Below are 12,814 nucleotides of genomic sequence, written 5' to 3'. Positions count from 1 at the left end.
CGTAATCCGAGAGACTGGATCGCAGTCAGGGGATGTCAGGATGAAAGCACTCGGCCCGTTCCCTCATTGTTCCCAGCGATGTGCTCGCCTATAAGGTGTGTTCCCGTTCGCTCGGGCGGCCCGAGGAGATACCATCATGATAGACCCCAAAACCGCCAGGCGGGGCCTTGCGCTTGTTTTCACCACCCTGCTGCTCGACGTCATCGGCTTCGGCATCATTATGCCGGTGCTGCCGGCCTATCTCAGGGAATTGACCGGCGTCGGCATCAGCGAGGCGGCTATCGAGGGCGGCTGGCTGTTCTTCGTCTATGCGGCAATGCAGTTCGTTTTCGCACCAGTGATGGGCGGGTTGAGCGACCGGTTCGGGCGGCGGCCAATTCTGCTCGCCTCGGTGCTGACGTTCGCTATCGACAATCTGATCTGCGCTATCGCCTGGTCCTATCCGATGCTGTTCATCGGCCGCGTGCTGGCCGGCATTTCCGGCGCCAGTTATTCCACGACATCGGCGTTCATTGCCGATATCTCGACCGACGAAAATCGTGCGAAGAATTTCGGGCTGCTCGGCATTGCTTTCGGCGTCGGCTTCGTCATAGGGCCGGTTCTGGGCGGGTTGCTCGGCACGTTCGGGCCGCGTGTGCCGTTCTATTTCGCTGCCGGGCTTGCTTTCGCAAACTTTCTGATCGCGCTGTTTCTGTTGCCGGAAACACTTGATAACAAGCACCGTCGCCGCTTCGAGTGGAAACGCGCGAACCCGGTCGGCACGCTCGTCCAGATGCGCAACTACGAAGGTATCGGCTGGATCGGACTTGTCTTCTTTCTGATGACGCTGGGGCACATGATGTATCCTGCGGTCTGGTCGTTCGTCTCCAGTTATCGCTATGGCTGGAGCGAACAACAGATCGGCTTCTCGCTCGGCGCCTTCGGCCTGTGCGGGGCGATCGTCATGGCGACAGTCCTGCCGCGCGTGATCCCTAAGCTTGGCGAGTGGAAGACGGCGGTAATCGGTCTGGCATTTACCGCACTCAGCGCCTTCGGCTACGCCTTCGCGTCACAAGGCTGGATGATCTATGCAGTGATCGTCGTCGGATGTCTCGAGGCGTTGGCCGACCCGCCGCTCAGAAGCCTTGCGGCCGCCAAGGTGCCACCTTCCGCCCAGGGCGAACTCCAGGGCGCAATGACCTCGATCTTCTCGATCACCTCGATCATCACACCGCTGCTTTATACGGCGATCTTTTCCTGGTTCACGGGGCCGAGCGCGCCCGTAGCTTTCGGCGGTGCCCCGTATCTGCTCGGCGCGATTTTCCTCACGCTGGCGCTCGTCGTCTTCGTCACCAGGGTGGCCAAGCCGACGCCGAAGGAAGTCAAACGCATGCACGCGCAGGAAGCGGTGACGGACGGGGCTTGATCGGCGCCGGGAGCCCGGCCGGCGCCGTCAATCAAATCCGTTTTTGCGCATGCGCTAAACACGCTCGGCCAGTGCCGGCTCGCCGCGCTTTTCGCGGATGAGATTGACGAAGCGGCGAAACAGATAGTGCGAATCCTGCGGGCCGGGCGAGGCTTCGGGATGATGCTGGACCGAGAAGACCGGCCTGCCGGTGAGCGCAATGCCGCAATTCGAACCGTCGAACAGCGAGACATGCGTTTCCTCGACGCCGCTCGGCAATGAGTCGGCGTCGACGGCAAAGCCATGGTTCATCGAGACGATCTCGACCTTGCCGGTGGTGTGGTCCTTGACAGGATGATTGGCGCCGTGGTGGCCCTGATGCATTTTTGCGGTCTTGCCGCCCAGCGCCAGCGCCAGCATCTGGTGGCCGAGGCAGATGCCGAAAAGCGGGATTTCGGTCTTCAACAGATCCTGGATGACCGGAACGGCGTAGTCGCCGGTGGCTTCCGGATCGCCGGGGCCGTTGGATAGAAAAATGCCGTCGGGCCGCATCGCCAGGATCTCCTCGGCGCCGGTTTTTGCCGGCACCACAGTGACCTTGGCGCCGAGGCCGGCCAGCAGGCGCAATATGTTGCGCTTGACGCCGTAGTCGACGGCAACGACGTGCATCGACGGATCAGCCTGTTCGCCAAAGCCCTCGTTCCAGACCCAGGGCGTCTCGCGCCAGACCGATGACTGGCCGGAGGTCACCTCCTTGGCGAGATCAAGCCCGATAAGCCCTGACCATGCGGCGGCGCGGCGCTTGAGGTCATCGACGTCGAAGATACCGTCGGGCGCGTGCGCGATGACGGCATTGGGCATGCCCTTTTCGCGGATCAGCGCGGTCAGCGCCCGCGTGTCGATGCCCGAAAGTGCGACGATGCCGCGCTTCTTCAGCCACTGGTCGAGACCGGTTCCGGCGCGGTAATTCGACGGGTTGGTGACATCGGCCTTGAACACGGCGCCGACGGCGCCGGCGCGGGCCAGCGGGTTGAGGTCCTCGATGTCTTCGTCATTGGTGCCGATATTGCCGATATGCGGAAAGGTGAAAGTGACGATCTGGCCGGCATAGGATGGGTCGGTGAGTATCTCCTGGTAGCCGGTCAGCGCGGTGTTGAAGCAGACCTCGGCGACGGCGGAGCCGGTGGCGCCCAGACCGCGGCCCTCTATGACAGTGCCGTCGGCCAGCACCAGCAGGGCTGTCGGCCTCTCGCTGGCCCAAGGGGGGGTCGACGCGGCTGTCTTCGTTGCCATGGCGGCACTCCTAAAGGTTGCGCCCTCAGTCGGCGCAACAAAAGGCGCGAAGCGGCGATCTCACAGCCTCGGCGCGCTAAGTTTTCATTTGTGCCTGTCGTTGCCAAAACCGCTACGCATTTTTGGGCGACGTGCACTAGAATTCAATTCATGCAAGGCCCAGTACATAGGGGAAGGCGCCAAGGCGGTCAATGATGCCGCGCCGTGCGTGCCTGGATTTATTTCGTCGAATAATATCAGCGGTTTGCCGGACGCTATCGAATTTGCCTTGAGCTATCGGCACGACTATTGTCCGCGGCATTCGAAGGAGAAAGCACCATGCGAGGCAAAATCGCCGAATCCCTGAAGAGTGCGATGAAGGCGCAGGACAAGCGCCGGCTGCCGACATTGCGGCTGATCCAGGCGGCCATTCATGATCGCGACATCGCCAATCGCGGCGCCGGCAAGGAGCCGGCCAGCGACGACGAAATCCTGCAGATCCTGGCCAAGATGGTGAAGCAGCGCGAAGAATCGGCCAAGGCGTTCGATGACGGCAAGCGGCCGGAGCTTGCAGCGCAGGAGCGCGACGAGATGGCCATCATCCGCGACTTCCTGCCGACGCAACTGGGTCAGGCCGAGACGGAAAGCGCCGTCCGTTCCGCCATCGCCGAGACCGGCGCCAGCGGCGTCAAGGATATGGGCAAGGTGATGGCGGCGCTCAAGGAGAAATACGCCGGTCAGATGGATTTTTCCGAGGCGAGCGGCATCGTCAAGAGCCTGCTTCAGTAAGCTGCCGAAGGCCCTTGCCGTCGCGCCCGCAATCCGGCAGCCAAAAGCTCGCGCCCGTGATCAAACTCGTCAAACCGGCGCTTGAACACCTGCCGTCCTACAAGGCGGCCCTCGAGCGCGGCTGGTCGCCGGACAATGTGCGGCTGCTCGACGCGACGCGCGAGCAGCTTGCGGCTATCGAAAAGGATCCAGCGACTTTCCTTGGCGATCTCGACGATTCCGATGGCAAGGGACCGCCGATCACCTTGCCCGACGGTTCGACGGTGCCGCGGCTGCCCGGATTCCGGCGCTGGATCTGGGACGGGGAAGTCGCAGGCTCAATCGGCCTGCGCTGGCAGCACGGCACCGCGGCGCTGCCGTCGCATGTGCTCGGCCACATCGGCTATGCGGTGGTGCCGTGGAAACGGGGACGCGGCTATGCGACCGAGGCGCTGCGGCTGATGCTGGTGGAGGCGAGGGCGGTTGGCCTGCCCTTCGTCGAAATCACCTGCAAGCCTCACAATGTGCCCTCGCAGAAGGTCGTTCTGGCCAATGGCGGCCGGCTCGTCGGGCGTTTCTTCGAGGACGCCGCCTATGGCGGCGCGGAAAGCCTGCGCTACCGGATCGATCTGTAGCCCTATTCGGCGGCAGCCGGCAGCGGCGGCGCAGCCCGGCTTCGCCATTCCCAGACATGCGAGGCAAGCGCAACCGCGACCGCGACCAGCATGGCGATCGCGCCAACCACCGGCAGGCTGCGATAGCCATAGCCGGCATTGAGCATCGCCGCGCCGAGCGATGCGGCGAGCGCGATGCCGACATTGAAGCCCGACGGGATGAGCGACGAGGCAAGGTTGGAGGCGTCTGCGGTCCAGGTCAGGATGCGGGTCTGGATCGGCGTGCCGATGGCAAAGTTGAGGCCGCCCCAGACGAAGATCGCTATCACCATCGGCAGCGGGTAAGGGCTGACAGCGTAGATCAAGGCGAGCATTGCCGCCTGTAGGAAAAGCATGGCGATGAGCGACGGCATCAGCTTCCAGTCGGCGAGCCGCCCGCCGACGAAGACGCCGATCGTTGCGCCGACCCCATTGAGCAAGAGCACCCAAGGTATCCATTTCTCGTCGAGGCCTGTGACCTCAAGCAGCGTCGGCGTGATGTAGGTGAACAGGCCGAACTGGCCGATCATCAGCATCAGCATAATAATGAGCGAGGTCCAGACCTGCTGGCGTGCGAGCACGCGGACCTCGCTTCCAAGGCTCGCCGACGGGCTCGACGATCCCGTCTTGCGCGGCAGCAGGGCGCCGATTGTCGTGAAGGCCACCACACCGAGCGCGCACATCACCCAGAATGTCGCACGCCATCCCCAGATGTTGCCGATTGCCGTGCCGGCCGGAACGCCGATTACGTTCGATACGGTGAGGCCGGACAGGATCAGCGCCACCGCCATGCCGCGCTGGTCTTCGCGCACGAGGCCGACGGCCACCACCATGGCAACGCCGAAATAGGCGCCATGCGCCACGGCCACCGCTATCCGCAACAGCAGCATCGAGGCGAAGTCGGGCGCCAGCGCGCAGGCGGCCTGGCCGATGGTGAAGGCTGCAGTCAGTCCAAGCAGCAGGGCCTTGCGGGAGAACCTTTTGGTGGCGAGCGCCAGCAGCGGGCCGCCGACTGCAATGCCGCCGGCATAGCCGGAAACGAGATAGCCGGCGGTCGGGATCGCGACGCCAAGGCCCTCCGCCACCTGCGGCAGCACGCCGGCGATGACGAATTCGGTGGTGCCGAAGGCGAAGGCGGCAATGAACAGGGCAATGAGGGGGAGCATGGCGGAAAGGCGATCCTCGGATAAGGTGGCCTCAAACCACGGATGAGGGCAGCGGGCAATCCAGAAATTGTCGACGCCGCTTTAGCTTTTCTTGATCGCCGGTCAGGCGCCCGCCGCGGAGGCAAGAGCTAGGCGGCTGCCTTCCTTCCATAAGGAATTTTCAGCCACGCTCGCTCGTGAAGATAGTAGAGCAGCGACTTGGTGACGACCTCGGTCAGGCCGATGGCCGCGGCGAGCTTGATGCTTCCGGTCACGACGAGCGAAATGATCATCGTGTCGATGGTGCCGGTGACGCGCCAGGAAAGCGCTTTGGCGAAGCTGCGAGAATGGGTGTCCATCGACTTTCCTTGCGGTAGATGCGGCGATCTTTAGCCGACAGACAGGAGGTGGCGCAAAGATAATTTTTGCGCATTGGCCCACAGCAATTTTCATAGGCGATGTTCTGAAGCTACCCGGCCTGTGGACGCAATCTATCCAGCCTTCAGCCGCGAACCGGTGAGCAGGCCGCGCTCTTCAAGTACGGGATAGGCCATCGAGGCGAGCAGCGAGTTGATCTGCTTGAGGTCGCGAATGGTGTCGAGATGGATCGAACTGGTCTCGACGCTCTTGGGGGTGCCGTCGCGCAGCCGCACGAAATGGCTCTGGCTGGTTTCCTTCTCGCGGTCGCGCAGCCGGTCCTTTTCCAGCACCAACTGGCGAGCGGTCTCCGGATCGCGGGACACCAGCACGTTGAAGGCAAGCCTGGCATTGGCAAGCACCAAGCCATGGAAGGCGCAAAGCTCACGCCATCCTTCCGGCGTGAACTCCAGCCCGCGCTCGAATTTCTTCTTCACGTGGACCAACATGTTGCGCACGATGATGTCGCCGACCTGCTCCAGCTTGACGCAGGCGCCGATCAGCTCCTGGCAACGCAGCGCCTCGTCCTCGCTCAACGGGTTCTTGGTGACCTTGGCCAGATAGAGCTTGATCGCAGCGTGCTTCCTGTCGACACGGTCGTCGAGTGCGGCCAACGCGCCGATCTTGTCGGCATCGGCGCTCTCATAGAGCTCGATGATCCGTTTCAGCATGATCTCGACCGTTTCGCAGACCCGCACCACCTCGCGGGTGGCGTTGGCCAATGCCTGGCTCGGCACGTCGAGCGCACTTTCGTTGAGCGCCGAAAGCTCGACGACGTCGAGCGCGTTAGCTTCCTGGGGCTTGGTGCCCAACGCCACGATCCTTTCCGAGGCGCGATAGACCAGGCTCGCCAGCGGTAGGCCGGCGATCAGGATCAGGATGTTGAAGACAATGTGGGCATTGACGATCTGCTCGGGCACCGTGCTGCCCAAGAAGGCGACCGGCGGCTTGAACGTCAGGAACAGGATCAGCATCATCAGCGAACCCATGCCGCGCATCAGGAGATTGCCGATCGGCACGATACGAACGCCGGGTTCTGCGTTGCGGGTTAGAAGCGGCGCGATGATCGAAGAGCCGAGATTGACACCGAGCACCAGCACGATGCCGAGTTCGGGCGGGATGAAGCCGCGGCCGGCCAGCGTCACCATCAGCAGCACCGCGGCGATCGAGGAATGGAACAGCCAGGTGACCAACGCCGCCAGAAGATAGGCGGTGACCGGATCGCCGGAGAAGTAATCGACGATGAGCGGCATCAGCGTGCTCTGGCGCAGTGGCTCCGACGCCTGGCCGATCATCTCCAGCGACAGAAGCAGCAGGCCGATGCCGACCAGGATGCGGCCGAACTGGCGCCAGTCGCGCCGCTCGGTGGCCATGAACATGACGGTGCCGGCGACCAGGCAGATCGGCACCAGCAGCGACAGATCGAAGGTGAGCAGCTTGACCACCAGTGCTGAGCCGATCTCGGCGCCGCGCACCGCAAGCTGGCCCGACATGCCGCTGACAATACCGGAGCCGGCGAATGAGCCGACCAGCAAGGTGACGGCGGTCGAGCTTTGCAGCGCGACAGCCAGGCCGCAGCCGGCCAGAACCGCCATGAACGGATTGCGCATTGTGGCGCGCAGTTTGTGGCGCAGCACATCGCCATAGGCGCGCTCGACGCCGGTCTTCACCAAACGGGTGGCAAACAGCATCAATGCGACCGCACCGGCAAGGTGCAGCAAAACGACAGAGCCACTCATGCCCGACCCCGCAACCCAACAGATGCCAGCGACGCGGGCGCCGTGACGTCAAGGGTGCAAAAGTGGGCGCGAATCGTGGACATTGCAGAGGTTGATATTACTCCGATTTATTTTAGCCGAATAATAAATTTTGCCCGGTTCCGACGCCTGTTGGCACGCGACGGAGCGTGTCGGAAATGGATGGCTGACAAAATGGTTGCATAGACTGCGGAGTTGCGGCGGGTCATGCGTCCATTCGCGGATGCCAGCTTTAAAGGTAGCGCTGAATTAGTCGTTCTAAATATAAGAAATCATTACGAAAACGTAATCTCGGTGTTCAGTTTCGGTTCATCCGTCCGGCTCTATTCCCTAGGCATCGACAACCAAGGAGTACCCGCCATGAAACGCGTCGTTCTTTCCGCCATTGCCTTCTCGATGCTGGCTGCAACCACCTGGCAGGGCCAGGCTGCACCTCTGAACACACCAAACGCGCCGCAGTCGAACTACAGCCAGGTCGACTGGCAAAGGCCCGGCAGGCATGTCGACGTGAACAAGCGCGTCGTAGTGAAGAAAAAGATCGTCGTGAAGCGCAGCCATTGGCGCAACGGCCAGAGATATTCCAGCTGGAAGCGTCACCAGCCGATCCGCGACTATCGCCACTATGGCCTGCGCCGTCCGGGTCCCGGGCAGGAATGGATCCGGGTCGGCAACGACTATCTGCTGGTCAGCGTTCTCTCCGGCCTGATCTTCGGTGCTATCGCCGCGCAATGAGCCCGGAACGGCTGACCGCGCTGCGTCGGTTTAGATCGAGAAGGCGGCCCGCGGGCCGCCTTCTCTTTTTGGCCTGTGAAAACCGGGTATGATCGCCATTAGGAGTCGTCGGGCTTCGCCCGTGTGATTATATGGAGGCCAAACGGGCTGTCCCCCCATGCGCTTTCCACCTGCTTTCCTCGACGAGATCCGCGACCGCGTGCCGATTTCTTCGGTGATCGGCCAGCGCGTCGCGTGGGACAGGAAGAAGACTAACGCGCCGCGCGGCGACTATTGGGCGTGCTGTCCCTTCCATGGCGAGAAGAGCCCGTCCTTCCACTGCGAGGACAAGAAGGGCCGCTACCATTGCTTCGGCTGCTCGGTTTCGGGCGACCATTTCAAGTTCCTGACCGAACTTGACGGGATGAGCTTTCCTGAAGCGGTCGAGAAGATCGCCGACATGGCCGGCGTGCCGATGCCGGTTCGCGATGCCCAGGAGGAGCGGCGCGAAAAGGAACGCGCCAGCCTGACTGACGTCATGGAGATGGCGACGGCGTTCTTCCAGGAACGGCTGCAGGGACCGGAAGGGGCAAAGGCCCGCGCCTATCTGCGCGACCGGGGGCTGACACCGGCGACGCAGCAGTCTTTCCGCCTCGGCTATGCCCCCGACAGCCGCAATGCGCTGAAGGAGCATCTTGCCGCCAAGGGTGTCCCCAAGGCCGACATCGAGGCGTGCGGGCTGGTGCGCCATGGCGACGACGTCCCGGTTTCCTATGATTGGTTCCGCGACCGCATCATGTTCCCGATCCCGGATTCCAGGGGCAAGATCATCGCCTTCGGAGGGCGGGCACTGGCGCCGGATGCGCTGGCCAAATATATGAACTCGCCCGATACGGAGCTCTTCCACAAGGGCAACGTGCTCTACAATTTCGCCCGTGCGCGGCAAGCACTGGGAAAGGGGGCGCTGGCCAAGGGCGGCACCGTCATTGCCGTCGAAGGCTACATGGATGTGATCGCGCTGGCGCAGGCCGGCTTCGAAAACGTGGTGGCGCCGCTCGGCACCGCGTTGACTGAAAACCAGCTCGAACTTCTATGGCGCATGGCTGGCGAGCCGGTGCTGTGCTTCGACGGCGACCAAGCCGGGTTGAAGGCAGCGTGGCGCGCCGCCGACATGGCGCTGCCGGCGGTCCAGGCAGGCCGCTCCGTGCGCTTCGCCCTGCTGCCGGAGGGCAAGGATCCCGACGATCTGGTCAAGGGTGACGGGCCGGATGCGTTCCGCGCCGTGCTTTCCGAGGCGCGGCCGCTGGCCGACCTCTTGTGGATGCGCGAGACCGCCGGCGGCATCTTCGACACGCCGGAACGGCGGGCGGAGCTCGAAAAGACGCTACGCGAACTGACCAGCCGCATCCGCGACGAGAGCCTTCGCTATCACTACCAACAGGAAATGCGCGAGCGCGTGCAGAGCTTCTTCGGTGCCCAGCGCGGACGCCAGGGACGTCAGGACGGACGGCCCGGTGAGCGCTTCCCGGGCAGGGTCTCAGCACCCGGCGGACAGTTTGCACGTGGCGGCGGTGCCGGTGGGCGCACCGCGATCACCGAAAGCCTCGGCCGCTCGGCGCTGGTCAAACGCGGCGGCGAGGGCATGTCGGTGCGCGAGGCGACGATCATTGCGGCCCTCGTCAACCATCCCGTGCTGATCGACGAGAATTTCGCCCATGTCGAGTTCCTCGATCTCGCCAATTCCGATCTGAAGCGGCTGCATGCGGCCATCCTCGACGCCATGGCGCACGATATGGCCAACAACCGCGAGGCTGTAATCGCGACGATCGAGCGGGCCGGCTGCGGTGAGATCTGGCAGCGCGCGGTGGCGCTGATCAAACGTGCGCGGCAATGGCCGGCGCTGGAAACGGCAGCACTCGACGATGCTCGCGATGCGTTCAGCCAAGCTCTCCACTTGCAGCGCAGCGCGCGCACCTTACATAAGGAGCTGAAGCAGGCGGAAGCAGCGCTCGCCAGCGATCCCACGGACGAAAATTACCGGCACCTGGTCGAAATCCAGGCGCAATTTCGTGATGTGCAGGCAACGGAAGCGCTGATCGAAGGGTTTGGCGTATCGTCGGGCAGAGCTGGGCGCGTTTAGATCGAAGCCTCCAGAAGACTGAAATGTAAGGCCGTGCTTGCGCGTTGAATCAAGCGTGCGGTGCTCTAAGTCGGGTAATTGATTCGCTTTTTTCATGCGAATCATGCGAGAGGCGCTTGACCTTCCGGCAGAATGGCGGAATCAGGTCGATTCGAAACGTTAACCCGCCCCGGCATCGACGGGAATGCAGCGATGTAAGGTACTGATCACTGGACAGGCAGTCAGCTTGCCACAGATATCAGGGTTAATCTGGACTTAACGAGAGATGCAGTTACTGGCCCGGTAAAGCGCGTTCTGGAAGGAGCGCATCCAATTTGACCGGACCGGCAGCTTACGCGGCTTTGATACTCAGCCGCTTGGAGAAAATAAAGACTATGGCGACAAAAGAAAAGGAAGAAGTCGAGACCGAACGCGAGGCCGCGACCGATGGCCCTCTGCTCGACCTTTCCGACGATGCTGTCAAGAAGATGATCAAGGCCGCCAAGAAGCGCGGTTATGTCACCATGGACGAGCTGAATTCGGTGCTGCCCTCGGAGGAAGTGACCTCCGAGCAGATCGAGGACACGATGGCCATGCTTTCCGACATGGGCATCAACGTGGTCGAGGACGACGAGCAGGGCGAGGAGCCCGAAGCCGCCGACACCGCCGCTGATGCCGAGGAAGACGCCAACGAGCTCGCCGAGCAGACCGGCACCGCCGTCGCCGCCACCACGACCAAGAAAGAGCCGACCGACCGAACCGACGATCCGGTCCGCATGTATCTGCGCGAGATGGGCTCGGTGGAGCTTCTGTCGCGCGAGGGCGAAATCGCGATCGCCAAGCGCATCGAGGCCGGCCGCGAGACGATGATCGCGGGCCTTTGCGAAAGCCCGCTGACTTTCCAGGCCATCATCATCTGGCGTGACGAGCTCAACGAATCGAAGATCCTGCTGCGCGAGATCATCGACCTCGAGGCGACCTATGCCGGGCCGGAGGCCAAGCAGGCGCCGGTTGTCGAGCGTATCGAGGAAGCCAAGACCGAGGAAAAGTCGCGCCGTTCGCGCGAGGACGAGGACGACATCACCAATGTCGGCGGCGACACGCGTGGCCTGGTGGACGACGACGAGGAAGACGATGACGAGGCGAGCCTGTCGCTGGCGGCCATGGAAGCGGAACTGCGCCCGCAGGTGATGGAGACGCTCGACGTCATTGCCGACACCTACAAGAAACTGCGCAAGCTGCAGGACCAGCAGGTCGAGAACCGGCTGGCCGCCGCGGGCACGCTGTCGCCCAGTCAGGACCGCCGGCTGAAGGAATTGAAGGACCAACTGATCAAGGCGGTGAAGTCGCTGTCCTTGAACACGGCGCGCATCGAGGCGCTGGTCGAGCAGCTCTACGACATCAACAAGCGCCTGGTGCAGAACGAAGGCAAGCTGTTGCGGCTGGCCGAAAGCTATGGCGTGCGCCGCGAGGAATTCCTCAAGGAATATCAGGGCTCGGAGCTCGATCCGAACTGGACCCGCTCGATCGGCAATTTGACTTCGCGCGGCTGGAAGGAATTCACCAAGAACGAGAAGGACGCCATCCGCGACCTGCGCGCCGAGATCCAGAACCTCGCCACCGAGACGGCGATTTCGATCCAGGAATTCCGCAAGATCGTCAACCAGGTGCAGAAGGGCGAGCGCGAAGCCGCGATCGCCAAGAAGGAAATGGTCGAGGCCAATCTGCGCCTCGTCATCTCCATCGCCAAGAAATACACCAATCGCGGCCTGCAGTTCCTCGACCTGATCCAGGAAGGCAATATCGGCCTGATGAAGGCGGTCGACAAATTCGAATACCGCCGCGGCTACAAGTTCTCGACCTACGCGACGTGGTGGATCCGGCAGGCGATCACCCGTTCGATCGCCGACCAGGCGCGCACCATCCGCATTCCGGTGCACATGATCGAAACGATCAACAAGATCGTGCGCACCTCGCGCCAGATGCTGCATGAGATCGGCCGTGAGCCGACGCCGGAAGAACTGGCGGAAAAACTCGCAATGCCGCTGGAAAAAGTGCGCAAGGTGCTGAAGATCGCCAAGGAGCCGATCTCGCTCGAAACGCCGGTTGGCGACGAGGAGGATTCGCATCTCGGCGATTTCATCGAGGACAAGATGGCGATCCTGCCGATCGACGCGGCGATCCAGGCCAATTTGCGCGAGACGACGACGCGCGTGCTGGCCTCGCTGACGCCGCGCGAAGAGCGCGTGCTCAGAATGCGCTTCGGCATCGGCATGAACACCGACCACACGCTTGAAGAGGTCGGCCAGCAATTCTCGGTCACCCGCGAGCGCATCCGCCAGATCGAAGCCAAGGCGCTGCGCAAGCTCAAGCACCCGAGCCGGTCGCGCAAGCTCAGAAGCTTCCTCGACAGCTGAGGCCGGGTGACGGATAAGCAGTTTCAAGGGCGCCGGTGGCGCCCTTTTCCGTTTGGGCAGAGGCGATCACGATTGAACGCGCCGCTCTGTCGGTAGCTTTTCAAGTTGTCCGGTTTTTGTAGCACATCAGATGTCCGCTTCTGTTTGTTGCAGGAGGTGCGTCGAAGCGGT

The 12,814-nt window shown here is 62.6% G+C and carries 10 protein-coding genes; 6 read left to right on the top strand and 4 right to left on the bottom strand.

Annotated elements, in window-relative coordinates:
* The first annotated feature begins 136 nt into the window (after positions 1-136).
* A complete protein-coding gene (locus NKJ73_RS00050) occupies positions 137-1,405 on the top strand; it encodes a TCR/Tet family MFS transporter (RefSeq protein ID WP_352567929.1) in 1,269 nt (422 codons plus the stop codon).
* Positions 1,406-1,459: 54 nt separating this feature from the next.
* Here NKJ73_RS00050 and carA read toward each other — a convergent pair whose 3' ends face one another.
* Positions 1,460-2,677, bottom strand: a complete 1,218-nt coding sequence (gene carA / locus NKJ73_RS00045) for a glutamine-hydrolyzing carbamoyl-phosphate synthase small subunit (RefSeq protein ID WP_352567928.1) — start codon at positions 2,675-2,677, stop codon at positions 1,460-1,462.
* A 318-nt stretch (positions 2,678-2,995) separates the two neighbouring features.
* Here carA and NKJ73_RS00040 point away from each other — a divergent pair, with 318 nt between their 5' ends.
* The gene (locus NKJ73_RS00040) at positions 2,996-3,445 is read left to right on the top strand and encodes a GatB/YqeY domain-containing protein (RefSeq protein ID WP_352567927.1); all 450 of its coding nucleotides are present in this window, start codon (positions 2,996-2,998) and stop codon (positions 3,443-3,445) included.
* 56 nt (positions 3,446-3,501) lie between these two features.
* Positions 3,502-4,059, top strand: coding sequence for a GNAT family N-acetyltransferase (locus tag NKJ73_RS00035; protein ID WP_352567926.1), 558 nt, complete (start codon positions 3,502-3,504; stop codon positions 4,057-4,059).
* A gap of 2 nt (positions 4,060-4,061) precedes the next feature.
* Here NKJ73_RS00035 and NKJ73_RS00030 read toward each other — a convergent pair whose 3' ends face one another.
* The 3 genes from NKJ73_RS00030 to NKJ73_RS00020 all read right to left on the bottom strand — a co-directional run bounded on the left by NKJ73_RS00030 (position 4,062) and on the right by NKJ73_RS00020 (position 7,378).
* Entirely contained in the window at positions 4,062-5,243 is a 1,182-nt protein-coding gene (locus NKJ73_RS00030) for an MFS transporter (protein ID WP_352567925.1), read from the bottom strand.
* 128 nt (positions 5,244-5,371) lie between these two features.
* Positions 5,372-5,581 carry a DUF2061 domain-containing protein gene (locus NKJ73_RS00025; RefSeq protein ID WP_023678301.1) on the bottom strand — a complete coding sequence of 70 codons (210 nt, stop codon included), beginning with the start codon at positions 5,579-5,581 and terminating at the stop codon, positions 5,372-5,374.
* A 132-nt stretch (positions 5,582-5,713) separates the two neighbouring features.
* Entirely contained in the window at positions 5,714-7,378 is a 1,665-nt protein-coding gene (locus tag NKJ73_RS00020; protein WP_352567923.1) for a Na/Pi cotransporter family protein, read from the bottom strand.
* A gap of 378 nt (positions 7,379-7,756) precedes the next feature.
* Between NKJ73_RS00020 and NKJ73_RS00015 the strand changes: the two genes are divergently transcribed.
* From NKJ73_RS00015 to rpoD, 3 genes are all read left to right on the top strand, one after another.
* Positions 7,757-8,128 carry an RcnB family protein gene (locus tag NKJ73_RS00015; RefSeq protein ID WP_352567922.1) on the top strand — a complete coding sequence of 124 codons (372 nt, stop codon included), beginning with the start codon at positions 7,757-7,759 and terminating at the stop codon, positions 8,126-8,128.
* A gap of 157 nt (positions 8,129-8,285) precedes the next feature.
* Positions 8,286-10,247, top strand: a complete 1,962-nt coding sequence (gene dnaG, locus NKJ73_RS00010) for a DNA primase (RefSeq protein WP_352567921.1) — start codon at positions 8,286-8,288, stop codon at positions 10,245-10,247.
* Positions 10,248-10,621: 374 nt separating this feature from the next.
* Positions 10,622-12,643, top strand: a complete 2,022-nt coding sequence (gene rpoD / locus NKJ73_RS00005; protein WP_023678297.1) for an RNA polymerase sigma factor RpoD — start codon at positions 10,622-10,624, stop codon at positions 12,641-12,643.
* Positions 12,644-12,814: the final 171 nt, after the last annotated feature.

Source organism: Mesorhizobium sp. M0074 (assembly GCF_040322975.1).
Lineage (GTDB): Bacteria > Pseudomonadota > Alphaproteobacteria > Rhizobiales > Rhizobiaceae > Mesorhizobium.
Note: the sequence above shows the minus strand (reverse complement) of the source record. Positions and strands in the feature narration are given on the sequence as shown.